This is a genomic window from Pseudoalteromonas sp. DY56-GL79 (assembly GCF_041414765.1).
Classification (GTDB): Bacteria; Pseudomonadota; Gammaproteobacteria; order Enterobacterales; family Alteromonadaceae; genus Pseudoalteromonas; species Pseudoalteromonas piscicida.
In genome coordinates, this window is the sequence record NZ_JANHZS010000042.1 from 1 (window position 1) to 25795 (window position 25795).

A 25795-nucleotide genomic window follows, 5' to 3' on the forward strand; every position below is an offset into this window, starting at 1 on the left:
AGCCTGCTGTAGTATTCAATGAATTACGTAAAGCAGCTTAATTTAGCGAGTGGTGCACTTCGGAGTTGAATTCGCGAAGTCGCAATCGCAGTCATAATGGCCGCAACATTGAACGGTTGTAGTCAATTCCAATCTTCTGATGCGTCAAAGTACGCTGGTGCAACATTAGTGGAACAAAAAAACATTGAGGGCGGTGATATTGGGATCGCTTATCAAAAGTTTGAACTTGATAACGGTTTGACAGTTATTCTTCATGAAGATCATTCAGACCCATTAGTTCATGTAGATGTGACTTACCATGTTGGATCTGCACGTGAAGAAATGGGCAAGTCAGGATTTGCACATTTATTTGAGCATATGATGTTCCAAGGATCAAAGCATGTAGCTGACGAAGAGCACTTTAAAATAGTGACGGAAGCAGGTGGTAAGTTAAATGCAACAACCAGTACAGATAGAACAAATTACTTCCAAACAGTACCAGTGAATCAATTGGAGAAGATGCTTTGGTTAGAAGCAGACCGTATGGGATTCTTTGCTCAAGGTATTACTCAAGAAAAGTTTGAGATACAACGCGCCGCGGTAAAAAATGAGCGCATGATGCGATATGACAACGTCCCTTATGGGCAGGCTTTTGAAAAGCTGCATCAGGCATTGTATGACTATGGCCATCCTTATTCATGGATGCCGATTGGCTATATGTCTGACTTAAATCGTGCGAATTCAAATGACTTGAAAGCCTTTTTCAAACGTTGGTATGGGCCTAATAATGCGACGTTGACAATTGGTGGGGCAGTAACTCCAGATGAAGTTTTACCACTAGTGCAGAAATACTTTGGCTCTATTCCAAAGGGGGAAGTTGTTTCTGATGCGGCAAAGCAACCCGGTACATTAGCTGAGTCTCGTTACGTTTCTTATGAAGATAATGTATCACTACCGATGCTTAGAAAAGTCTACCCAACGGTTTATATGGGGCATAAAGACGAAGCAGCATTAGATGCGATTGGCTATTTTGCAGGGCAAGGTGAAAGCTCAGTGTTATATCGCGAATTGGTTGATACACAAAAAGCGGTAGCGGCATTTGCATGGCATCAATGCTTTGAACTATCTTGTCAAATGGCTTTTGGTGCACTTCCTCATCCGGTGAGTGGTGAGACACTGACTAGCTTAGATAAGCGCATTGATGAGTTAGTTGCAGATTATATTCAAAATAGAATTACCCAAGAAGATGTTGATCTTTTTATCACTAAAAGAGAAGCAGAGATTGTGAGAGCGCTGCAGAGCGTGGAGGGTAAAGTTTCTATGCTGGCTAAATTTGAGACTTTCCATGAGAATCCTGGTTTCCTAACCCAACAGCTTGCAAATGTTAAAGCATTGAAAGTTGGAGATATAAAACGGGTATTTGAGCAATATGTCGCTAATAAAGCGAATGTTGTATTGAGTATTGTACCAAAAGGAAAGCCAGAACTTATCGCGCAACTAGACAATTATACGCCGAAGTTCTATGAGCCTAAAACAACCGAGGAAGTACGAGACGAAGTACAACTTGCCTCAATTACTGATAGTTTTGATCGCAGCATTAAACCACAGGCAGGTGTTGCAAAAGCAATTACATTGCCAGACTTATGGCAAGTTAAAACTGATAATGGCATAAGCGTATTAGGAGCGTTTGATACCGAAACGCCAACCACAACATTGCTACTTCAGATCCCTGCTGGTCGTTTATATGATCCTGAAAATAAAGCCGGGGTCGCACTGTTAACGGTGGAAATGTTGGGTCAAGCTACAACACAGAGTACGCCGTCAGAGCTGGCACAGCAATTGGCAAGATTAGGTGCTGAGATCGCATTCGAAGCGAAGTCTGAATATATTGAGATTAAGCTATCCACATTAAGTAAGAACTTAACCGCGACACTAGATATCTTGTCAGAAAAGTTGTTACAACCAAAGTTTTCGGAGTCGGACTTCGCTCGCGTTAAAAGCATGGTTTCAGAATATAGTAAATCTGAACGCGATAGCGCAAAATTTCTGGCAGATAGCGCATTATCTCAGGTGATGTATCAAGAAGGAAACTATAGTAAACCTTGGTTGCCGTCTCAAGCTGAGCTTGCGACTATTGAACTTGCAGATGTTAAATCGTTTTATTCGCAGCAGATTCTTCCACAAGGTAGTAAGTTATCAATCGTATCCGATGTTGCACAGTCGAAACTGATGTCGGCCTTGACTGGTGCGTTATCACAGTGGCAAGGAAAAGGTGAGCTGGACATGGCGCTTCCTAAATTTGCTGCCCTCGATAGTAATATCGTGTATTTGGTACATAAAGAGAATGCACCTCAGGTACAGATCCGTGTTGCACGCCATGCCGCTGCGGAAGATTTAGCTACGGAGCACTTTAAAAGTCAAATCATGAACTTTGCCTTCTCCGGCAGCTTTAACAGTCGAGTGAATCAAAACCTGCGTGAAAGCAAAGGATATACATATGGTATCGGAGGACGCTTCTCTGGATATGGTGATGCCGGTCAGTTTGTTCTCGCTTCAGGAATTAATGCAGCGAACGTTGCTGATGCGCTGACAGAAATCCAACAAGAGTTTAGCAAGATCAATGAGTACGGATTAACTGATGAAGAAATTCAATTCACAAGAAATTCAATCGCGCAAAGAGATGCGCTGAAATACGAAACACCAGCGGCAAAATTAAACTTCTTTGCGATGATGCATGCCCATAATGTTGATGCTGATATTGTTGATGTCCGAGCTAAAATAATTGAAACAGTTGGCAAAAAGGAGCTTAATCAGCTGGCCAACAAGTACTTTACTCCAGCCGAGATGACTTATGTGGTAGTTGGTGACGCCAACACGCTAAGCAAGCAGCTTGAGGGTAAAGGCTTCATTGTAAAGCAATTAACTATTCAGTAGATTAGTGTAATAGAAAGGATCCCAACCGTGGCGAGCTTATAGAGTTCGCCACTTTCCGTTGCAAACCTACCTGTCAGTAAGAAACTCAATTATCGATCAACTATAGTGGCTTAAGTAAAAAAGAACGTGTGTCCTTCGGTAAGCTTTACCTGTTTAGCGGTGATATAGCTTTATCTCATTGTGATATCTCGTGAGGTAAGAAATCAGTAACTTGTCACCATGAGCATCGAGGTAGTAAATGCTAGATTCGGCATTCACGCTGGCTTTGATATCTAAGATGTTTGTTATTTGTTGGTTTGCGTCAAGCTCATATACGTATTGCCGATTATAGAGGTAGATTGCACCATTCGCGGCGGTGATCATCGGTCTTACTTTTACATTATCGATGCGTTTTGCAAGTTCGGCTCCAGTAATCAAAGGGGTTACCTGATTAGTTTCTGTATTCAGTAACGAAATATCCCTGTTACTGGATAAGGTAACTAGATGACGGTCGTCGTACCAATCAATACTCACGATATCGTCAACCGTAATGGTCTTGCTAATTTTGTCATGCAGAAAAACGAGTTCAATGATTTTGTCATCTGTTATCTCGTGGGCACGCAGTTGAGCAATCTTATTGCCGCCAAGCCGAGTACCACCATTCTGTTCATTATCGGGCAGAGTGAATAGCACTTCAAGAGACTCTAACTTTCTCACTTCAGCTTGTTTGTTGGCGATATGTTTGACAAGAATCTGGCGATTGCTTGGATCTGAGTCGATGATGGAGTAGCCCGAGCTTAATGCTGCTATGGGCGAATATCGATGGCTTGAGTCGATATGCATGACCCCGTAAGATTCCACATTTTTGAAAATAGAATCATTGTAGGCGAATTCATTATCTCCAAGGTAAGCCATGATCACTTCGTAAATATTTGGTTTGGCAAAGAGAGTTGATTTACCCGTATTAAGATCGATGACATAACTGTCATGGTCGTAGCCGTAGGTCGTCATGAGCAATTGGTTTTCTGACATTGGCAAAATATACGAGGTGGGTTCGACCGCAACTTTTACGGCGGGCAGCTGCTCTGTTAAACTTTGCATGGAATAGCGTTTGATCTCACTGGTGTTGTGATCAAACCACAGCACACTTTTTTGCTTGGCATTCCAGTTCGCAGCCCATAGCAAATGCGGAAACTCTGCCAATTTTAGGGTCTTTTGCCCTGTTGAAGTGGTTACTAGTAGCTCGACTTTATCACCGATATTACGAGTAAAAATCAGCTGGTGCGACTCAGGGATAATTGCTAGTAGATGATCACCAAACCCATGATTACTTGGTGTTGTGACCCTAATTTCTTTTTGCTTTTCCAGATCATAACTATAAATAGCGCCTAGATTTGGTACATCTAAATAGCCCCTACGGCTATATATTAGGCGGTCTTTTCCAAAATCAAACAGTGCGCTAATTAGACCGCCAGAACAGTCAAAGAGTAACTGATCATGAGCGCCTGTTTTTAGAGATAGCTGGTGGCGGCGGTATTCGCAGATAGGGCTTTCCCCCTCAGTTTCGGAGCGATGTAAGTAATAAATCCATGTACTGTCAGCCGACCAACCTAAAATGCTACTACCGCTCGGTAAGCTGAGTGCTCTTTCATGTTGGGTGGTAAGATCCATTAGTCTTACTTCTCCTAAAGCCCCAACTTCATTGGTGTCGGCTTTAAAATTATAAGCTAGGTAGCGTTGATCCGGTGAGTTAAACAGTTTGCCATGATGGCCTCGATACCAAGAGAGTATTTGGTTATGAAAAACCTCAGCGGAAGGCTGTGGTTGAGTCGTATTTTCCATCTGAAAAGTTTGTTTTGTTGCAAAATATAGTGCGCTGATCAAAGCGGTGAGTACAATTAAGGTGCCACAGAATATTCGCACTCGGTAAGACTTGCTCGCTTCACTGGTTGCAGTGGTGTCAGATATTTTACCAGGTAACTCAGTCGGTTCAGGAGTTGGTATCGCAAAGCTGTAGCCTTTGCGATAATGGGTTTTTATCATTGGCTGAGGTTGCAGGTCACACGCTAACTGTTTCCTTAGCTCGAAAATGACTCGGTTAATTGTATTGTCGTCGACAAAATCAAGTTGCCAAACATGCTCAGCAAGTTCCTGCCGCGTTATGATCCGCTCTTGGTTGTTAATAAGGTACATCAGCGTTTTAAACAGTAGAGGCTCAAGTTCTTTGCGCTCGTGTTTGTTGTTGATGGTTTGTGTTGCCGTATTAAGTTGCCAACATCCTATATCAATATACTTTGAGTGTGTTGCTTCAAGAACCATGAAAATACCAAATTAGTAATCAGAAAGGCGGATATACAAATTTCGATATTATCAAAGATTTCAAAATAATATTCAGCTGTTATTACTTATATCCTTAGAAATTAACAGTTTTCTGTTATTACATGGTCACAAAATCTTCATTTTATTTTTGGGGACAAGCTGTTCTACTATGGGGATTTTGAAGTAAGGAAAGTCGCTAATGAAGGGATGGTTCATTATTGGTGTGGTTGTACTGGCCTTATGCAGTTGCCACTCTATTCACCCGCAAAAAACCTATATCCATATAGTTGCAAGTTGTCCCCCTCAGGTGTTTGAACAATTGTTTATCGATGCTACAGGTAGCTTAGTTATATCGCCCTCTGAGGCCGAAATTCCAATCGGCATGCACACAAATACTCTGCTTTTTTCACCACTGACAATGTCGTGGGATGTGGTGAACAAGCTTTTGATTCAGTTGGACGGCGCTGGGTTTAAGTTTCAAGCAGATTTTTTCGGTAAATATAATCACGCTTATCGTGATAACCATATCGGTGTGTATTTTGTTGAAGGTTGTGAGCCTAACATGAGTAAGCAAGCACTCACAGCGCTTCGTTAACACTGTGAGTATTCAGACTCGGATTAATCAAGTAATGGAAACTGTTTCGCAATTTCAGAGTCCGTGCTTTTTGCAACCCAACCCTCTTGATTATTGAATAGGCGAATGGCGGTAAATTCTGGATCGCTACCCATATCGAACCAATGAGGCGTATTTTCTGGTACTGAGATTAGGTCACCTTGCTGACATAAAACTTGGTAAACCTTATCGTTTAAGTGTAAGCAGAATAGCCCTTGTCCTTTAACAAAAAAACGTACTTCATCTTCGCTATGAGTATGCTCAAAAAGAAACTTTTGTCGCAACTCCGAGGCACTAGGGTTGCCCTTTGCAAGTGAAATCACGTCGACAGTTTGATAGCCGCCTTGCGTCTTTAATCTTTCAATATCGCTCAGGTAGGCATTAATAATGTCGTCTTGTGACATTTCAGCTGTGATATCGGTGTTGGCCTGCCATTGTTCAAAGCGTACGCCTTGCTCTGCGAGCAAAGATGCGATGATGTTTGCGTCTTGCTCTTGTTGTAAAGCTTGGCTTGGATTCTGTACCTGGTAGATAGTCAGTTGACTCATGAAAATGCCCCTTCATCAAAATGGTCAAAGCTTGATATAACTGGATGTTCAGGTGATGTTGCTTGTGCATCTCTAAACAGCTGTAATGTGTGCATACCAGCGGCCTTTGCTGCGTCTAGCTCGGCAATAATATCGCTTAAAAAGAGGATTTGCTCTGCTTCGTACGGTAGGGCTGCAATAATATTCTGATACGACGAGACTTCCTGCTTGGCACCCACTTTAGTATCAAAGTAGTCGCTAAATAGTGGGCGAATATCACCATAGTCTGAGTAGGCAAAAAGCAGCTGCTGCGCTTTCACTGAACCCGAGGAATACACGTAGAGATTGCGACCATCCGCTTTTTGTTGTGTTAAAAACTGGTAGGCATCTTCATATAAATGTCCGGTAAAATCGCCGTTTGTATAGCCAAACTGCCAAACGAGACCCTGTAGCTGTTTTAATGGCGTGATTTTTTTATCTGCGGCGATCCACTCAAGTAGTGCGGCAATCACGGTATCAATATCAGCGTTGGCATTATCCAATTCTGCTCTGACGGCACTAATTTGCTCGGCAACGGCGGTGTCATGCTGATGGTCGCGAATAAATTGCGGTAAATGCGCAGCGGCATACGGGAATAGTATCTCTTTAACAAATGAGATACGGGTAATTGTCCCTTCAATATCTGTTAAAATGGCTTTGATCATTGGCGCCCCTCCAATTTAATGCGTTCTAATTCGCAGGCAAATAAAAACTCTAAGCCCTCAATATGACGACGAGTTTCTTGCACTGTACGGCCCACTGCATATAACCCGTGACCTCGGATCAATACACCGTGTATAACCGGTGTAGTTTGATGAGATTGCGCCACGCGCTGTGCTAGCCGCTCTATATCCTGATCGTTATCAAAAATAGCAATGGATAAGGTTTCTTCATGCGATTGAATGCCAGACAGTGACTTTTGCATTTCATAACCACAGATCTGAAATTGCTCGCCTTGAATAAATCGCGATAACACAGTCGCAGCTACGGAATGCGTGTGTAATATACACTGTGCACCCACGCATAATTCATATAATTTTAGGTGCAATGCAGTTTCGGCTGAAGGCTTGCCACTACCGGCAATGATGGTGCCTGTGGAGTCTAATTCCAGAAATTGTTCTGGTGTTAATTTACCTTTATCAAAGCCGCTGGCCGTGACAACAAAGCCAGAGTCTGTTTTGATAGAGAAATTACCACCAGTCGCGGGAACCCAGCCTTGCTGAGCAACCCAAGCTCCTGCGTCGATAAGCGCAAGTTTTGCGGCTTGTGTGTGCATAGTTAACACCTATAAATTAAATGCGTTTGGACGGCTATACATCTATTTTGAGCAATGATAGCATCCACTCACGATTAGCACCATAAGAAAGAGAGTGTTGCAGTGAAAAGTAAGTTACCTCAGGTTGGAATTAGTATATTTAGCCAAATGACGGCATTAGCGAACGAGCATGGTGCGATCAACTTATCGCAAGGCTTTCCGGAGTTTGATGCGCCTGATTACCTAAAATCGCAACTTAGCCACTATGTTGGTGAAGGTCAAAACCAGTATTCGCCTTCTGCTGGCGTACCGAGCTTGCAAGCACAAGTTGCGGCATTAATTGAACGTCGTTATCAGGTGAGTGTTTCAGGACAAGAACAGATCACGGTGACCTCGGGCGCAACGGAAGCACTCTTCGTGGCAATTCAGGCAATAGTATCTGAAGGGGACGAAGTTATTGTATTCGATCCGGCTTACGACTCTTATGAGCCTGCAATTGAACTTGCTGGCGGGAAAGCCGTGCATATTGCGTTGACTGCGCCGCATTACCAAATTGATTGGCAACAAGTCGCAGCGAGTATCAACCCAAATACCCGTGCTATTATCATCAATACACCGCATAACCCATCGGCTAAAACGCTGAAGCCGTCAGATTTAGAGCAACTGAAACAGCTGCTCAATCAGCATGACTTGTTATTGATCAGTGATGAAGTATACGAGCATATTACCTTTGATGGTTTGCCCCATCTGAGCGCATTAACTGATCCTGCATTGTTTGAGCGTGCGTTTGTGATCTCTAGTTTTGGTAAAACCTTTCATAGTACAGGCTGGAAAATGGGTTACTGTGTAGCGCCAAAGCAAATGACTGTTGAATTTAGAAAGATCCATCAGTATGTAACGTTCTCAAGCTTCACTCCGGCACAACTTGCATTGGCTGATATGCTTGCTGAACACCCTGAGCACGTTGATGAGCTGAGTGGATTTTATCAACAAAAGCGCGATGTTCTGGTTAAGGCGTTAGCGTCAAGCCGATTTACGCTATTACCAAGTGAAGGGACTTATTTTTTGCTTTTGGATTACAGTGAAATTTCTGAGCTTGATGATGTTGCCTTTTGTCGCTATCTGGTGGAAGAGGTTGGGGTTGCGGCAGTGCCACTCAGCGTTTTTTACCAACAAGCACCTGAAGACAAGGTCATACGATTGTGCTTTGCTAAGGAAAACCAGACATTAGAAGAGGCTGCAAAACGCTTATGTCAACTTTAACCGTTACCCTTGTTCAAACAGATATCCAGTGGCTTTCACCTGAGGCCAACTTTACCCATATTGAACGTTTGCTAGAAAATGTCGAGCCAAGCGATTTAATTTTGCTACCCGAAACATTTGCTACCGGCTTCGCCGTAAAAGAGCCGGATGCTGAGCGCTATGCTGATGCAGCCATCGAGTTTTTACAGCAATGTGCTCAGCGCTTTCAGGCTGTTGTAGCGGGCAGCGTACTGGTTCCGCAAGGAGATAAAAAGGCCAACCGTATGGTGTGGTGCCAGCCGGATGGAAAGATACTTCATTATGACAAAAGGCACTTATTCTGTTTGGGTAATGAGGGCGATTTTGTCGTTGCTGGTGAGCACCGTGAAGTGTTCGAATTAAGAGGCATTAAATTCCTACCGCAGATCTGCTATGACTTACGTTTCCCAGTATTTCAGCGTAATCAGAACGATTATGAGGTTATGATTAATATTGCAAACTGGCCAGCGGCACGCCGAAATCATTGGGATACTTTACTGGCTGCTCGTGCAATCGAGAATCAGTGCTTTGTGCTCGCGGTAAATCGCGTAGGTGAAGATGGGTATGGCACTGCGCATAATGGTGGTACTAAAGCGATTGACTTCAATGGTAATAGCATTGTTTCGGCAGTAGACAACCAAGCTGAGGTTATTACCGTAAAGCTAAAACTTAGCGACTTGCAGCAGTACAAAGCTAAATTTCCTGCTCATCTCGATGCGGATAAATTTACGCTGGCATAATACACATTGGTACATGCATAGCATGCCCAACTAAAAAGCTTAGTTGGGCATGCTCTAACTCGAAACTCAACAGGCCCTAAGATGCATTATATTGATGCACAAGCAATTCACCTTCTCTGCCAGTGGCGCTGTAATCATTCTTTGATAAACGGAAATAGCTCAACTGGGTGCGCATTTCATGGGCTTGCTCAGCCATTTGCCTCGCCGCTGCCATCGTTTCTTCGGTAATTGCAGAGTTTTCTTGAATAAGATCCGTTAGCCTTTGCACCACCAAATCCACTTCTTTAATGGCTTGTTGTTGCATTGAAGTCGACTCATTGATTTTAATAATGTTGTTATTTACATCGCTCACGGCTCCAACGATTTGTTGCAGCTTTTCACCGGAACTATTGGCAAGTTCAGTCCCTTGCTCTACCTTTTGATTACTGTTTGAGATAATTTCTTTGATTTGCTTTGCAGAAGCGGCACTACGCCCTGCCAGCTCTCGTACTTCGTTTGCAACGACTGCAAAGCCGCGACCATTTTCTCCCGCTCGTGCCGCTTCAACGGCAGCATTTAGTGCCAGCAGGTTGGTTTGAAACGCAAGTCCATCAATCACCGATACAATCTCATTAATGTCTTTACTGGCTTTGTTCACTTCAATTATTGCGGCTACGGTTTGGGCAGATAAACTGCCTCCTTCTTTGGCTATGTTTTCTGCGTTTGTTGCCAGTCCTACGGCATCACCAGATTGGTTTGAAACCTTAGTGAGTTCGTCCAACATATTGCCGGTGCTGGCACTGGCTTCTTCTAAGTTTGCTGCTTGTTCCTCTGTGCGTTGGCTGATTTCAGTGTTACTCGCCGCTATTTCACCGGCACTTTGAGCAACATAATTTGCTGCGGCTTGGATCCCTTCGATTACACTGGTGAGTTTTTTAATTGTGGTATTGGTGTCATTCTGAAGAGACTTAAACACGCCAAAATATTCCCCCTTTACTTGATTACTTAAGTCACCTTGAGCAACGTTAGCCAACACACTGCTGACTTCGGAGATAGCCCCTGAGACCTGTAAGGTCGAGTCATTTACATTCTCTTTAAGCTGTTGCAGTTGACCTTGTAGTGGCAACTCTATTTTTTGACTAAAGTCTCCTTCGGACATTGCGCCCATTACGCTGCCGAGTTCTTCAATGACTTGATTGAGGTTCTCGACCGAGCGGTTAATGTCACCTTTGAGATTATCGAGCTGGCCAGACATCGCAGATTGAATGGTGCGGTCAAATCGACCATGGCTAATAGCCATCATCACCGTAGAGATTTCCGAGATAGCAACATCAATGGCGGTCACAGAAGCATTGATATTATCTTTAAGTTGCGCGAGCTGACCCGTTGCTGCTACGTCCACTTGTTGTTTAAAGTCGCCGTTGCTGACGCCAGCCATCACAGTGCCTATTTCTTTCATTACTCTGTCTAGGTTTGCCATGCTGGAGTTGATATCTTGTTTTAAGGTATCTAATTGGCCTGCGAGTGGAGCATCGAGTTGCGCAGAAAAGTCGCCTTGGCGTAGTGCAGACATAATCGTGCTGATACCGTCAATCGCACTGCTAAGGCTGCGTACGGAATTATTTACCGAATCTTTAAGTTGCGCTAGTTTTCCTTTAGCGGGTACGGTGACTTGCTCCTTAAAGTTACCTTGCTCAATATTGGTCATCACATGAACAATACCGTTCATAGTCGAATTAATCGATGCCAAAGAATCGTTAATATTATTTTTGAGCTTTTCTAAATCGCCTGACATGGGGGCATTAAGTTTGGTATCGAAGCGACCATTTGCCATATCAATCGAAATTTCATTCAGCTCAGAAATCGCTCGACTTAACGTATTGGCACAGTGGTTAGTGGCTTCTTTTAGGGTTTCTAGCTCGCCCCGGCACGGTACTTTGATGCGGTCGTCAAACTTGCCCGAGGCCATTTGATTCATGACGCGATTAGCCTCTGTAATAGAAAGCTGTAAGGCATCCAGTAGTGAATTAAATGCCTGTGCACTGTTGCCTATTTCATCATGACTACGAATGGGCGCTCGCAATGAAAAGTTGCCTTCCTGTTCAACTGATTTCATGGTTTCTACCAACTCGTGAACAGGTTTGGTAAGCGTTTTTGAGAACCAGTAGGCGACGATCAGTACTAATACTATAGTGACCGCTAAAATAATCATCAGGTATTGAGAGAGCGAGGTGATAGAAGCAAATGCTTCCGCTTCGTCAATTTCGGCAAGCAGTGCCCAACGGGTATTAAAAACTTCCACTGGTGTATAGGCAGATAACACGGCTTCGCCGTTGTAGTCTTCTATAACCTGTTGTCCAGATTGATTATTTAATGCTTGAGAGACTGCAAGCGTGGCTACCTTGCCGCGTTCAGGGTATCGAAATGAATTCACCACGGAATGATGTTGTAGATCTAAGAATGAGTCTGAACGCATCAAACCCTCGGGGCCGACTAGGTAGGTTTCACCACTTTCTCCTAAGCCTTCACGCTCGGTCATAATGGCATTGATGGCATCAATAGATAGCTGTGCAGCTACAATTGCAACGGTTTGGCCATTCACCACGATAGGTTTGGCGATAAAACTAGCGGGTGCATTATAGGAGGGGAGATATTGTTTGTAGTCTGCAAAAGCGCTGATTGTCGGATCCGTTGAGTCCTTCAGTTCTCGATAAAGAGAAGCTAGATTACTATTGGCATAGGGACCCGATTCCAGTGATGTAGCAAAATCAACTTCTTTAAATACAGAATAGACAACATTTCCATTACTTGGATCGATGATAAAGATATCGTAAAACTCATAAATGTCGGCGATATTGAGCATATATGGATGGTAACTGCGGTGTGCAAGGTCATAACTATCTAAGTGACCGGTTTCAATAAATTTGTACTTTTCACCAACAGGGTAGGGGTTGCTTGCTAAGTAACGTGTTTGCAGCGCAAGCCCAGACTCTGAAATGTTACCAATTAGCCTTGCTGTGCTCGTATCTTCGGGGTTTTCTTGATTGAATTTAGGTACGAACACTTCATCATAAAATCGCGATAATTTGGCATAGTTAATATCGGCCTGAGCGCTAGGAAAGCTGGTAATAAACTCTTGTGCAATCACAGGAAGTAATGGGTTTGCCGTAAAGGCATCGAGTTTATCCTCAACGGTCTTAAAGTAACGATTAACCGCGCTTTTTTTGATCTCACTAACGGCACCAAGTTGTGAATATACTTGCGCTGTCATGGCATTCGATGCGGTATTAAGTGCGATGGAAATAATTACTATCAACGGCACGAGCGCGACGATTAGAAATGCAAAAATCAGCTTTTTAGTTAAATTAAGAGAGTTAAAAAATTGCGAAAACCCAGACATAACCTAATTCCCTGTTGCTATGGAAGTACCTATAACAGCATAGAACAGTATTGATTAAGATCTAGACAAAAAAATAAAAAACCCGGCTATCTAGATAGCCGGGTTTGTAAACTTAACGTTTCACGCTTCAATCGTGCTACGTATTAGTGCTTCCAATGATAGGTATGGGCTTTTTCTTCCATATACTCAGCAGTTGCTGGGTGCATTTGGGTTTGCGCGCCATTTTCGAAGAAGAAAGGCTGACGTTTATTGTCATAGTTGCCGATTTCATTCATGGTTGCCGCATCGTAGACACGGCCATTGATCACGGTGTAGGCAACTTTCTCTGAATCACGGATGTTAGACAGCACATCACCATCGATGATGGCAAGATCGGCGAGTTTTCCTTGTTCGATCGTACCAAGGTCACGGTCCATACCTAGATATCTTGCGCCGTCGATTGTACCGCTGCGAAGCGCCTGCCAAGGTGTAAAGCCGCCTTGTGCCATAGACCATAACTCCCAATGTGCGGCTAGACCTTCACGCTGGCCGTGAGCACCAATGTGCACAGTCACACCCTTATCGCGAAGCTGTTTTGCGGTTTTGGCGACATTGATATGGTTATAGTGACGTTCAGGTGCTTTGCTTGGACGAATTGATCTTGGTTTTACCACATACTCAGGAACGAAGCTCATTAAGCGCTCGTTTTCCCACACATTCGTGTGTTGATACCAGTATTCTTCGCCAGAGATACCACCATAGGCAACAACAAAAGTTGGTGTAAAGCCAACATTTGTTTGTCCCCACATTTGTTCGATATCAGAGTAAATATTCGGGATCGGCAGGGCATGTTCAACACCGGTATGACCATCGACTATCATGTTCATGTTGTGTTGGAATTTTGAACCACCTTCAGGCACAACCATGATTTCCATGTTCTTCGCCGCTTCCAATACTTGCTGACGTGTCTCACGGCGAGGGTGGTTGTAACTCTTCACTGAAATAGCGCCAGCGTCTTTTAGGCGTTTAACGTGGAACTCTGCGTCTTCAAGGTTACTGATTGGTGTTTTATAACCCGGCGCGTGGCCAGCATATAAAATACGTCCAACAGAATAGGTACGTGGCGCGACCGTTAAACCCGTTCTTTGTAGTTCTGCCATAGAAAATACCTCGGCAGAGTTATTTGATGGATCATGGATAGTCGTCACACCAAAGCTAAGATTAGAATACTGATTCCAGTTTTGCTGTGGCTGTAGGTTATAGCTACCGTAACTACCATGTGCGTGGGCATCGATAAGGCCTGGGATCACGGTTTTACCGCTAATATCCATCACTTTTGCTGTGCTAGGAACGTCTAGTTCACCTTGCTTACCGACTGCAACGATGCGATTCTCTTTAATTAGGATCACACCATTGTCGATGATTTCTTGTTCGTTCTCAGCGTTACGCATGGTCACTACTTTACCGCCAACTAGCGCAATCATACCTTCAGGCTTATCTGCTTTTTGCTCAAAACTCAAGTCGATGCCTTCAGCGGTTAGCTCATCGGTGTTGTCAGATGCACCATCGACGAAAGCGAAAGTGTCAGTCAGTTTGCGCTGATAAAGTGTGGGACCAAATGCCCAAGTTAGCGCGCTGCTGTCCGCTTTCCAATTTAGGAAATCACCAGAGTACTTTGATACTTGCTTAACTGGGAAAGCTTTCTCACCCTTGTTAATGGATAAGGTTTTACCTGTACTGGTAAAAGGTGCAACAAACGTATTGAAATGCTCGATAAACGCAACGTATTGACCATTTGGAGAGACTTTAAAGTCAAAGACGTAATCACCTTTGAAGTGGCTACGTTCTTCTTGACCATTGAGGTTAACACTTTTCAGTTCGCGATGTGTTTCATCACTCATGGTGGAGAAGTAAATGCGCTCAGAGTCTGCTCCAAAATGCGGATTGTCACCGCTTTTAATAATGCGTTTTGCCTCACCGCCGTTAGCATTAACTAGATAAATACCTGGATGCATTGACCAGTCACCGCTTAGCAAGTAGCCACCGGTTACCTTTTTAAATAGCACGTTTTTACCATTTGGTGAAAAGCTTGGTGAGATATAGTGACCAGGTTCTTGGGTGATCACTTTACCTTTACCACCGTTTGCAGATACAACACGTATTGCGCCTAAGTCTTTATCACTCCAAGTTGTGTAAACAATAGACTTGCCATCGCGAGAATAGCTTGGGTAGAACTCAAAGTGGTCGGTTTGCTTAGTGAGGCGTTTTACTTTGCCTGACGCAATGTCTTTTACGTAAAGGTAGCCAAGCGCTTGGAATAGTGCAGTTTCACCATCAGGAGAAATTTGAGACCAGCGTGCGAGTTTGACTTTAAAGGTGTCGGGCGCGACATCTACCGCAAAGCGTAGTGCCGGTGTGATTTGTTTTTCAGCGACAACGCGAGTAGGGATGACGTTGACCTCATGTGATGCGATATTGACGCGGTTGAATACCCCTTTCGCCCAAAAAACGAGGGATTTACCATCCGGCGTGTAAGCAAAAGAAGGTGTGTTACCATGTGCGCCATTGGCTTCTTGTAAGTCGCGATCAAGGCCAGCATAAACACGAGTTTCGACGCCTGAGTGTAGATCTTTAATATATAAAGCACCGATCATTTCATTGCCGTTATCTTCGCGTTTAACAAACGCAATAGATTTACCATCAGGACTGATGGTTGGGCGAATAGCACCGCCAGCACCACGGATCACGGTCTCTTCTTCACCGGTTGCTAAATCCCAACTACGAATTTCGAAAACAGCGTCGAGCGAGTTTTTGTTATATTCCCAGCGCACACCAGAGGTCGCATCAACTGAGTAATAGATTTTCTTGCCATCGTGAGAAAAAGCGGGTTCTGCAACGTTCTTTTGCGATTTTGCACCATGTAGACGCTCACGGACCAGCACGCCTTTACCACCGCTGATGTGATACATACGAATAGAGCCACCTGGGATGGTACGCCCCGTTACTTGACCTTGCTTAACTGCAATGTATTGACCATCAGGCGACCATGCAGGGTTGTGAACAATATTATTCACTTCTTTTGACACCTGACGCAGGTTTTGGCCATCTACGTCCATCACCCACAGATTATCGCCACCTGCGCGGTCAGAGATAAATGCGATGTGTTTACCATCAGGCGAAAACTTAGGTTGAATGTTCCAGCCCATGTCGGATGTTAAGGCTGTTGCTTTACCACCGCCAATTGGCATGATGTAAAGGTCGCCAAGCATATCAAAGACGATGCTTTTACCATCAGGACTAACATCTAAGTTACTCCATGTGGTTTCGTTGGTATCGATGGTGATGGTTTGCTTTTCACCTGGTGGGTTGAGCACATCCCAGCCTTTGGTTGACTTCTCTTCTGTTTGCGTGGCTGTCACGGCATCATCAGCGCTGGCTGGCTGAGCCAAACCAATTACAGCAGCACCAATAGCAATGGCTAATGGTGATTTAAAAAATGACATAGATGTTCCCTTAATTTTATAGTTATTGCCCAAGGCGAGCGGTTTGCCTCGGTTAAATTAGCGTTAATGTAAATGCTCACTAAGCATGAACAAGTTTTATTATGATGTCGAACAACATGCGTTTAATGGCGCTTAACCCATTGCCTCTTTACGAACGAAGTGGAGATATGCCGCGAGACTGTCTTGCCATAGCGTCATGGCTTCTGTGAGCTCATCATGGCAGGATTTGCCATCCAATAAGCGGCGCTCTGCTTTTTTCAAGTTTGAGCCATAGCGATTAAATCCAAGTTGTAAGGCGGTGCTGGCTTGACGATGAAGCTGTCTGATACATTGATCTTCATCTTGCTCTAATAGCTGCTGAATATGGATGAGTTTATTACGAGCCGACAACACAAACTCGTTGTAAATCGAAGAGACTTCATCTTCACTAAATCCAGATTTTAGGGCGTTTACAGCCGTTTCATCGTACAGGGTATCGGGCAATTCCACGCTCACATTGGCTTTTTTAGGAGACTGTGACTCGCTAAGCGCTTGGCGTAATTTTTCTTGTTTTATCGGTTTGCCAACAATATCGCGAATGCCGAGTGCCAAGTATTCTTTTACCTCGTCTGGACTGAGGCTGGCAGTAAAGGCTAGGAAAGGGGTTCGTTTGTTTTTATGCTCACAATTTTGTAGCTGCTTTAATACTTCTTGCCCAGAAAGATCGGGTAGGTTCATGTCTAACAACACCACATCGAAATGGTGTTGTATTAGCATCTCGATGGCGCTTTTACCATTGGTTGCCAATTTAACCTTATGCTCATCTTCAGCCATAAACTCAATAGCGATTTTTTGGTTGAGATCTAGGTCTTCTACCAACAGTACTTTCAGACCGGTGATACAGTTATCGTGCTGCGGGCGCTGCTCCACTAAGCTCAGTTCACCAATGTTTAGCAGTAAATCAAAACTAAATGTACTACCTTTGTTAAGCTCGCTTTGAATATCTAGCTGTGAATTCAGACGGTTGAGTAGGCGACTGGTGATGGCAAGACCCAAGCCCGTACCACCCTTAACTTTACCTGCACTACTTTGTACGTACGGCTCGGTCAGCTTATTAATATCTTCACTATCAATACCTGGCCCTGAGTCCGTGATACTAAAACGCACTTTATGTTCAATTTGTTGGTCTTTTAAAATCTCAACTTTGAGTTTTACTTCTCCTTTATCGGTGAACTTAATGGCATTACCAACAAGGTTGATAAGAATTTGTCTCAGCTTTTGTTGGTCAAAGTAATAGCACACCTGATCGGGCAGTTCGTACACCAGTTCAAAGTGTAGCTTCTTTTGCTCAGCAAGCGGGCTTAACAATAAGCAAAGGTTTTGTAGCCAACTTCTAAGCTCAACGTCCTCTTCGTACAAGGCTTCATCACTTTGCTCCAAACTGGCGTAGTCTAGTACTTTATCAATCAGTAAGTTTAGCGATTCAGCAGAGTTTACGATGGCCTCACAGTAGGCCTTGTTGCGACTATCTCTGGTGCGTCCCAATACAAGTTGGGCGCTGCCCAAGATACCGTTAAGCGGAGTTCGTATCTCATGACTGATCGTTGATAAAAACATGCCGCGCAGTTCAAGGTCTTGTTGTGCCTTTAATGCCAGTTTATTTAGGTTTTGTTCTCTTTGCTCGTTACATAGCAGCGCCATGCCCGTGGCATAAAAAATAGGGGCAAGGACGCCATTAAAAAAGATAGTGATGGTAAACCAATTTTCTTTGAAAAGTGTGAAATGTGTAACATCTCCCATCAACAAAGTTCTACCGCTAAATATCACCAATATAATAAGTAAAATGGTGATATAGACTATGCTGCCGTTAGGGTATTTCTTTCTTGCAAAGCGGCTAAAAAAATAGAGTAGCAGTGTCGCTTCTGCTAAGTGCTGTAAGTCCGAGATAAGGATCCTATCTCTCAAGTTTGGAGAGAAAATACTGCTGTACATCAACAAAATGAAGAGCCCTGCAGTAACGCCGAGAAACACTTTAAAGGATGGGCCTTTAACCCCTAAAAATTGCCTTATCGCCATGCAGTGGATAATGGAAGCCGCAAACAGCAAGGTATTAGCAATGGGAATAGTTTCCCAGTTGTCAAAATAGCCGTGTAATGCAAAGGAAGAAATCGCACAGAGCAAAACCAAAGGGTAAAAAATATAGAGCAGCGTTCCGGGTGTGCTTTTATTTGCTCGCCACGTTAAAAAGGTAAGGAGCGCCATCATTGCCGTCATGACGAGACTAGTTAGGTAGAGGGTTTTTGGGTCGAGCATGTACCTAAGGCTGCTTTCAGTTGCGAAAAAACTTAGCATAGAGGTATTCGCCAAGGCAGTAAAGCCTGTATGAAGCTGAAGCCCTGATATCGCGATGTCAGCGCTGTCTTTCACCCGCCAACTTGCGTCAGCAGGTTAAAGACAGATGAAGCTTAGCGGATCTCGTCAGGAATATTCTGCTGAGCCCACGAAAGGAGTTCGATACGGTTACGACATTTGGTTTTACGAAATGCACTGTACAAATGCGTTTTCACCGTATGTGGACTGATATTTAGCTCTTCAGCGATCTCTTTGTTTTTCGCACCTTTACTCATCAGCGCGATAATTGCTTTTTCTCGCTTAGTGAGTTTCACAGGCTCGATATCACCTTCGGTTAGTTTATGTAATGCATCTTTATTAAATTGCAGCATGCGATTTAATACATTACACATCACGTCACGGCGATACCACAGTTGATCTTCAAGCAACAAACGGATCCCTTTCATTAGCACGTCGGCATTATCTGTCGTGTAGAAGACACCACGAATCCCGCTTAGCAGCGCTCGATTGGCCAGCTCTGGGTTTTCATCTAAGTTGAATAGTACGATATCGCATTTGACTTTGAGGTTGACTAGTTGTTCTTTTAATTTACCCCAAGAATCGTTCACAGCGGTTTCGATGAAAAGTAATCGAGTGCCTTCAGGCACATCTGAGATATCAGTTCCAGTCGTAACATCCAACCCTTGGGTTTTTAACAAAGGTTGTAACACATTGATACCAATGGTGTTAACCGGTTCTTTATCTAATAACAAAAAAGCACTACTGCTCATTTTAGGACACACTCTAATTTTTCCGATTTCTCAATGCTAACATGGGATTCAGACCTTTTGTATTAGAATTTTTAGTACAAGATAGAGAAATCCGCTATATAACAAAGTGAAATAATAACTCGAAATTATGTACAGAATATGTATTTAAATGTAATTTGTTGAAATAAGTAAGCTTTTAACGATTTTCGCTAATAACTTACTCATTTACATTGCTTAACAGAGAATAATCTAAACTGGTACTTTTTTCGTATTTTGATAAGGCGGCCAGCCCATTTCTTTTCCAGCTAATACATGTAGATGAAGATGATATACGGTTTGACCACCGTGATCATTACAGTTCATCACTACGCGATAACCATCTTCTGCAAAGCCGTGCTCTTTCGCTAATTTGGCTGCAACAACATATAAATGACCAACAAGATGAGCATTTTCTTCCGTCACGTCATTGATGGTCGCAATTGCTGTTTTAGGAATAACTAAGACGTGAAATGGTGCTTGTGGATTAATATCTCTAAACGCGAGTGCTTGTTCATCTTCGTAAACGATGTCTGCAGGGATTTCTCGATTAATAAGTTTGGTAAAAATAGTTTCTGAACTCATGGTCCTTCCTTATCTGGCATATTGAATTGCTCTAGCATAACTAACTCTCAAGGAGACTCAATAGATTTGATGCGTTATCCCACTGCGCATCAATTAAAAGGGTAGAGATATAAGCAGGTATGCAGTAATCTCATCAAGGTATAATGATTTGGTACTCACGAAGGAGTGAATAGATGCGCTTAAAATATACGCTTGCGACCGCTGTTTTACTGTTGTCACCGCTTTCACAGGCTGCGTTGCTAAGTTTTCCTGAAGAAATTATTCCCTTGCAAGTTGATGATAAAACCATTGAACACTCATTCTTCTCCAAAGTGCGAGAGTTGGACTTAGCCAAAGGGGAGTATGCGGTCAAAATGCGTTACACCGACTTGTATGAAGTGGGCTATGACGACCACGAAACCATAGAGTCGAAGCCATTCTGGGCGAAAGTAAGTATCGATCAAGACGGCGAGTATCAGGTTGAATTTAACCGTCCTGACAATGTGGTTGCGGCAAAGGCATTTGCAGATCAGCCATTGATTATGTTGCAAGCACCCAATGAATCGTTAGCGACAACATTGGTAGTGACACAAGAAAGACCAAGAGTAACGGAAGCGATAGCAAGTGAGCCTTCAACACCCACTGCACCACGTTATTCAACGCCAAGTACTACCACACGAGCCGTTACGCCAGCGGCGCCTAAATCAGCACATCCAGATGTGGTTGGTATGTTGGACTATTGGTGGCAACAAGCAACCCCAGAACAAAAACGGTTGTTTTTGGAAAAAATAAAGGGCAATTAAGCCCTTTATCTGAATACGTCTTAATGTGATCTGTTAGTCTTTACTAACAGGGCTCAATCAAATATCACCGTTGTGTATGAGTCAGAAACGAACCCACAGGCGTAACTCGTTTTTGGCCTATAACAAGCTAGAAAATTTTGCTCAAAGGGCTAACAACACCGTTTGCGCCTAGCTGTAAAACATGAGTATATATTTGCGTTGTCTTCACATCGGAATGACCAAGTTGAGCTTGCACGGTTCTGATATCTGCACCACTTTGTAGTAAATGAGTAGCAAATGAATGTCTAAAAGTGTGGGGCGTTATAGGTTTTGTTATTTGTGCTTTTTTGGCTGCCTCTTTAACCGCTTTTCTTACTCCTGTTTAATTATTTGCTTATACAGAAAAGATAATGCATTTAACGCTGGCGCTTGTTTTTTAGGCGACACATTACGTTTAAGTACAAGGTAGTTGAGATATTCGACAACCTCGTTATCGCCCATTGAAGCTGGGTGACGCTTATCATGAAAATGAATATAGGAAGAAATCCACTTAAGATATGTATCAACGGTTCTGAGCGAATATTGCTTAGTCAGCATAAACTCGGCGATGTGGTTTAAAAATGGTGAACGAGTTCTCATTGAGTTAGTTCCAACTAATTGCTGTATTTATACACAGTGTTTTTTGTGTTTCTTCTATAGTCAAGAAACCGACTCACTGGGTCGTTCTTATCCTTTTCATAATTTCTATAATGATTAAAAATATATCTGTAGCAACAAGTTAGTTATTGTGATAAAGCTGGTACAATAAGAATAATGACCCATGACTCGGTAGAAAAACGACCCATTGGGTCGATATTAAATTGTTAGGGTTTCAATCTAAACAGGAAGTAAGCTGTATGTTAAACGAGTTTGTTCTTTATTCATTTTTACTGGGCGCGCTAGCTCAAGTTGTAGTTTGGGCAATAAGCAAAGATTCAGCCATTGGTGGTATTGCTTCTTTTGCTTTAGGAATTATTTTTGTCCTCTTTGTTTTCCCAGAACCCGAATCTGCAAAAGACTTGGCTGGTGTAGCAGATAATCTTACATTGATAATTATAAAAGTTTTATGGGGGCTAGGTTGGTTAGCCGGTTTAGTTTCAGCATTTTGGTGCACTAAAAAACTAAAACCCTAACAAAAACTTAGACACGCCCGCAGGGGCGGGCTGGGACATAAACACAGCGCCGCTTCGCGATTGTAACGCTGTGTTTATGCCCGTTAAGTAAAAGTTATAGCGCAAGCCAGTATTGGAGTTTCGCTTGAATAAAGAAGTTAAAAAAGAGATCCATCAAATTAGGGATATTTTGGCTAGTTTTGACAAATCAGACTTTGATAGCACGACTAGTTTTTATCATTCTTCTGGCTTCCCAAGTGGTTGCTGTGGAGATGCAACCGACTTACTCGGTTTGTATTTATTGCAGCATAAGGGTTTAGATAGTGAATATGTCTGTGGGAATGGACTAGGTGAAAATTCCAACCAATCCCATGCATGGTTGCATTGTAATGGTTATATCATTGATATTACGGCAGACCAATTCAATGAAAATGGCTATGAACTGCCCTCTGTGATAATTGAAAAACAAAGTTCATTTCACGAATTGTTCCATGAAACTACAAGTCGCATTAGCAATATTAGTTACTTAGATGGTTCGGGTATTCCTGACGTATTATCAAAAGTATTAACGGTAATGCACGCATCGGAAGAGGCGCTATAACAAATTAATTAAACCGTGGAGGCAAAACAGTAGGCTTGCGCTCCTTCGTCGCTTATTTTAGCCTACTATTTTTGCCGTTTATTTGCGGCGTTATACCCCTAAAGGAGTTTAGATGTTACGCACCATATTAATTTCTCTAATTGTTATTTTATCGGTAAAAATAAGTGACATCCATCACTATTAACATCAAAGCTGAGGAAGTGAAGTAAAAAAGCATGTAAACGCTCCAATAATTTTGGTCAAAAACGTTCATCGATAGGCTAATTTTTATCGCCTAGGCGTATCTCTACATCAAAACCGAGTTATCGTGCACGACAAAGCGCTGTAAATACAGAAATAAGAAATTCTAGCGTTGAGAATGTGAGTTTTACTAAGCCAACAAACGCTCGCAGTTTGTTAGGTTTGTCCGCCGTCTTTTTTGCAGTGTTTCACAGTAAGCGGTTATTGTCCGTTCTCGGCCCACTGCACCATGAAATACCCGAGAAAATTGCGTGGTGAGTTTTATCCAGTTCTCAGGTTCTATATTGAGTCGAGTAAGAATCGGTTGTGCTTCATTGATATACCCGCGTTTATCGACTCGAATGCATTTGCCCGTGAGCTCAACTAATTCAATATAGGACTTGAGTTCAAAAGGTAGGCCTTTAGGCACATGTTTTCGTGGGCTGCCAGCAAAGCGTAGTAGGCTTTTTGGTTGTTTGCCCTGTTTAGCGTAGTCGATGCGTTTTTTGATGCTGGTGTAGTCTGAGGTTTCAGGCGTTGCGGCAATTTTGGCTCTAATTGGGTTTAGGTCTACGTAAGCGAGGCACGCAGCCAGTGCTGCCTCGTCTAGTAATGCTTGTGACTTAAACCGTCCTTCCCAAAACCGACCTGTACAATTATCTTCTTTATTTGCTCGACGGGCGATGTCTTCGTTAAGCACCCGCATAAACCAGCTAATATCTGCGAGTCTCTCCCTGTACTTGGCGACATGCTCATCAAGTATCAACTGCTCCGACTCATTGAGAGGCTCATCTTTAATAAACTTTTGGCTTATCCAATTACCTTTAAACAACTTGTGCCACCGTATCACAATCGCTTTATCCGATAGGCGCTTAGCCTTTTTATCATCAACATATAAAACAATGTGGGTGTGATTACTCATCACAGCATAAGCACAGACATCAATACAAAACACGGAGCCCAACATCAATAACTTTTCTTCAACCCAATCCCGGCGGTGTTCGTATGATTTGCCAGTAAATTTATCTTCACCGCAGAGAAAAGCACGCCTTACACAGCGGGAGATACAGTGATAATATTTGGTGTCGGTTAAACTAATTTGTTTTTTACGGGCAGTAGCCATAGTTTGGTTTCCTCAATCCTTTGAGTGCAAAATTAAAGCGTAGGCGGTATCTTAGGAAGGTGCAAATTAGTGGTGGGTGTCAGCGATTTAATCCCTAGTGTTTATGGCACAACGCGCTAGGTAAGGTGTTAGCGTTGTTCAAACCTTAATTTGGCGTTAGGTACAAATTAACAACGAGGAATCAATGGAAATTTTAAATATATTGGTAACAGCAATAGCATCGTCGGTACTCGCTGTCCCAATATTAGTTTATTTGTCAAAGGTGCTAGTTGATAACCGTTTTAAGAAAGATCTTGAGGATCATAAAGCGAAGCTACAGTTAGACAATAGTGAAGCTATAGAAGGCTATAAGGCAACGTTACTAAAGAATAATAATGAAGAACTTGAGCGAATCAAGGCTAGGTTAGCTCAAGAGAGTAAGGATAGTGATCGGTCATTTGAGTTAGAAATGATAATGCAAAACTATAAAGCTCCCTTATTGCACGCGGCATATGAACTACAGAGCAGAATTTACAATCTTGTATCAAATAGAGTCATAGATTTGTACTTTGTTAAGGGAATTGGTGATGGCAGTGAGAAAAATTACCTAATAAACAATACTGTATTTGTAATAGCACAATATTTTGCATGGATAGAAATAATTAAAAGAGAGATTCAATTTATTGAAATGGATGCCCCTAGCAAAACAAAAGAATTCTCAAAAATCAATGACAAAATGATTGGGTTGTGGCATGGGGATCGGGGACAGTTTGATGACCCATTAATGATTTGGAGTGGCGAGCAACGAGGGATTGGTGAGCTAATGATGGAACAAAGTCGTGGAAAGTACGTATGTATTGGCTATGCTAAGTTTTTAAAAATATTGGAAAATGAAGATGAATTATTAATAAATCAGCTAAAAAGCAAAGTTGAACGTTACATTAATGAAAATACATATGAACGAAATAGACTAATACCAGTGCAAAACACTTTAATTGATCTTTTGGAGTTTTTAGATAAAGAATATAAACGGTTCCCAAAAAATCAACGAGAAAAAATACCTAACAAAGCGTTTAAGACGGATTCCGAACGCTTGGAGTTTTCGGTTTGATTCAGCTTTAGTGTTTACGGCACAATGGTTTAGATTGGGTGGTAGGTAGCGTTGCTCACCACTTAGCGCGCCGTTAGCTTTCATCGAGCATCTATCAAGGATTCAGGTAATAAATGTTTATAAAAATAGTTAAGACGTTTTTGATCGCACTATCTTGCATAATCACACTAGGAGTTGTTAACGCTTATGTGTTCGTTCCTGACCTACAGCGACATGGCGAGATCGTGGCCTATCGAGGAGGCGGAAGCGCGGTTAATTATGAAAAACTAAAGAAAACTGGCTGTACCGCCCTTTCAATAAAAGCATCAAACATCAATTCTGTTGAGAACACACTAGAAGCTGTAGCTTCTTCCGTTGCAGCCGGAGCGAACGTAATTCATCTAAATGTTCACAGGACTCGTGATGATCAACTGGTTGTTTTTCATGACTGGACGTTAGATTGTGCTACAAACGGGTCTGGGCCGATACATAAAACATCATTTGAGCAGTTGAAAAGTATTGATGCAGGATATGGATATACGTTTGATGATGGTGCGACATTCCCATTTAGAGGAAAAGGTTTTGGGATTTCTAAGTTAGAGGCGTTTTATAAACGGTATCCAAAGCATGAGTTTTGGTTAAA

19 protein-coding genes and 1 pseudogene are annotated in these 25795 nt (G+C 42.7%); 9 read left to right on the forward strand and 11 right to left on the reverse strand.

The window, feature by feature from the left end:
• Positions 1-96: 96 nt before the first annotated feature.
• Entirely contained in the window at positions 97-2913 is a 2817-nt protein-coding gene (locus tag NO992_RS22575) for a M16 family metallopeptidase (protein WP_371380618.1), read from the forward strand.
• Positions 2914-3066: 153 nt separating this feature from the next.
• Here the strand turns inward: NO992_RS22575 and NO992_RS22580 are convergent, their stop codons facing one another.
• Positions 3067-5211: a winged helix-turn-helix domain-containing protein gene (locus NO992_RS22580; protein ID WP_371380620.1), complete on the reverse strand. Its 2145-nt coding sequence runs from the start codon at positions 5209-5211 to the stop codon at positions 3067-3069.
• A gap of 199 nt (positions 5212-5410) precedes the next feature.
• On the opposite strand from NO992_RS22580, the gene NO992_RS22585 reads away from it, so the two are divergent.
• Complete coding sequence (locus NO992_RS22585) at positions 5411-5806, forward strand: hypothetical protein (RefSeq protein ID WP_371380622.1); 396 nt, start codon at positions 5411-5413, stop codon at positions 5804-5806.
• Between the two features lie 23 nt (positions 5807-5829).
• Here the strand turns inward: NO992_RS22585 and NO992_RS22590 are convergent, their stop codons facing one another.
• From NO992_RS22590 to NO992_RS22600, 3 genes are read right to left on the reverse strand one after another with little or no spacing between them, the layout of a single operon-like run.
• Complete coding sequence (locus NO992_RS22590; RefSeq protein WP_371380624.1) at positions 5830-6372, reverse strand: acireductone dioxygenase; 543 nt, start codon at positions 6370-6372, stop codon at positions 5830-5832.
• On the reverse strand, positions 6369-7055 hold the full coding sequence (gene mtnC / locus NO992_RS22595) for an acireductone synthase (RefSeq protein WP_371380626.1): 687 nt from the start codon (positions 7053-7055) through the stop codon (positions 6369-6371). The genes NO992_RS22590 and mtnC overlap by 4 nt, the downstream gene beginning before the upstream one ends.
• Positions 7052-7666, reverse strand: a complete 615-nt coding sequence (locus NO992_RS22600) for a methylthioribulose 1-phosphate dehydratase (RefSeq protein WP_017218345.1) — start codon at positions 7664-7666, stop codon at positions 7052-7054. The genes mtnC and NO992_RS22600 overlap by 4 nt, the downstream gene beginning before the upstream one ends.
• 102 nt (positions 7667-7768) lie before the next feature.
• Between NO992_RS22600 and NO992_RS22605 the strand changes: the two genes are divergently transcribed.
• Complete coding sequence (locus NO992_RS22605; protein ID WP_371380628.1) at positions 7769-8908, forward strand: methionine aminotransferase; 1140 nt, start codon at positions 7769-7771, stop codon at positions 8906-8908.
• Entirely contained in the window at positions 8896-9666 is a 771-nt protein-coding gene (locus tag NO992_RS22610; RefSeq protein ID WP_371380630.1) for an amidohydrolase, read from the forward strand. The genes NO992_RS22605 and NO992_RS22610 overlap by 13 nt, the downstream gene beginning before the upstream one ends.
• Positions 9667-9742: 76 nt before the next feature.
• On the opposite strand, the gene NO992_RS22615 is transcribed toward NO992_RS22610, so the two are convergent.
• The 5 genes from NO992_RS22615 to NO992_RS22635 all read right to left on the reverse strand — a co-directional run bounded on the left by NO992_RS22615 (position 9743) and on the right by NO992_RS22635 (position 20228).
• Positions 9743-13045 carry a methyl-accepting chemotaxis protein gene (locus NO992_RS22615; RefSeq protein ID WP_371380632.1) on the reverse strand — a complete coding sequence of 1101 codons (3303 nt, stop codon included), beginning with the start codon at positions 13043-13045 and terminating at the stop codon, positions 9743-9745.
• A 143-nt stretch (positions 13046-13188) separates the two neighbouring features.
• Positions 13189-16527: an amidohydrolase family protein gene (locus NO992_RS22620; RefSeq protein WP_253107684.1), complete on the reverse strand. Its 3339-nt coding sequence runs from the start codon at positions 16525-16527 to the stop codon at positions 13189-13191.
• A gap of 132 nt (positions 16528-16659) precedes the next feature.
• A complete protein-coding gene (locus NO992_RS22625) occupies positions 16660-18819 on the reverse strand; it encodes an ATP-binding protein (RefSeq protein WP_371380645.1) in 2160 nt (719 codons plus the stop codon).
• A 152-nt stretch (positions 18820-18971) separates the two neighbouring features.
• Positions 18972-19628 (reverse strand): helix-turn-helix transcriptional regulator, encoded by a 657-nt coding sequence (locus tag NO992_RS22630; protein ID WP_010376437.1) that lies wholly within the window; start codon positions 19626-19628, stop codon positions 18972-18974.
• 228 nt (positions 19629-19856) lie between these two features.
• The gene (locus NO992_RS22635; RefSeq protein ID WP_371380635.1) at positions 19857-20228 is read right to left on the reverse strand and encodes a histidine triad nucleotide-binding protein; all 372 of its coding nucleotides are present in this window, start codon (positions 20226-20228) and stop codon (positions 19857-19859) included.
• Between the two features lie 173 nt (positions 20229-20401).
• On the opposite strand from NO992_RS22635, the gene NO992_RS22640 reads away from it, so the two are divergent.
• A complete protein-coding gene (locus NO992_RS22640; RefSeq protein ID WP_088532039.1) occupies positions 20402-21010 on the forward strand; it encodes a DUF2057 domain-containing protein in 609 nt (202 codons plus the stop codon).
• 127 nt (positions 21011-21137) lie between these two features.
• Here NO992_RS22640 and NO992_RS22645 read toward each other — a convergent pair.
• Positions 21138-21628, reverse strand: a pseudogene (locus tag NO992_RS22645) (phage integrase N-terminal SAM-like domain-containing protein).
• Between the two features lie 257 nt (positions 21629-21885).
• Here NO992_RS22645 and NO992_RS22650 point away from each other — a divergent pair.
• Both NO992_RS22650 and NO992_RS22655 read left to right on the forward strand, forming a co-directional pair.
• Positions 21886-22161, forward strand: coding sequence for a hypothetical protein (locus NO992_RS22650; RefSeq protein ID WP_371380637.1), 276 nt, complete (start codon positions 21886-21888; stop codon positions 22159-22161).
• Between the two features lie 124 nt (positions 22162-22285).
• Positions 22286-22741, forward strand: coding sequence for a hypothetical protein (locus tag NO992_RS22655; protein WP_193522654.1), 456 nt, complete (start codon positions 22286-22288; stop codon positions 22739-22741).
• A gap of 370 nt (positions 22742-23111) precedes the next feature.
• Here the strand turns inward: NO992_RS22655 and NO992_RS22660 are convergent, their stop codons facing one another.
• Entirely contained in the window at positions 23112-24083 is a 972-nt protein-coding gene (locus NO992_RS22660) for a transposase (protein ID WP_371380639.1), read from the reverse strand.
• 184 nt (positions 24084-24267) lie between these two features.
• Here NO992_RS22660 and NO992_RS22665 point away from each other — a divergent pair, with 184 nt between their 5' ends.
• Both NO992_RS22665 and NO992_RS22670 read left to right on the forward strand, forming a co-directional pair.
• A complete protein-coding gene (locus tag NO992_RS22665; protein WP_371380641.1) occupies positions 24268-25173 on the forward strand; it encodes a hypothetical protein in 906 nt (301 codons plus the stop codon).
• A gap of 113 nt (positions 25174-25286) precedes the next feature.
• Positions 25287-25795, forward strand: a 509-nt coding sequence (locus NO992_RS22670; RefSeq protein WP_371380643.1) for a glycerophosphodiester phosphodiesterase family protein, incomplete at its 3' end; no start/stop codon positions are given.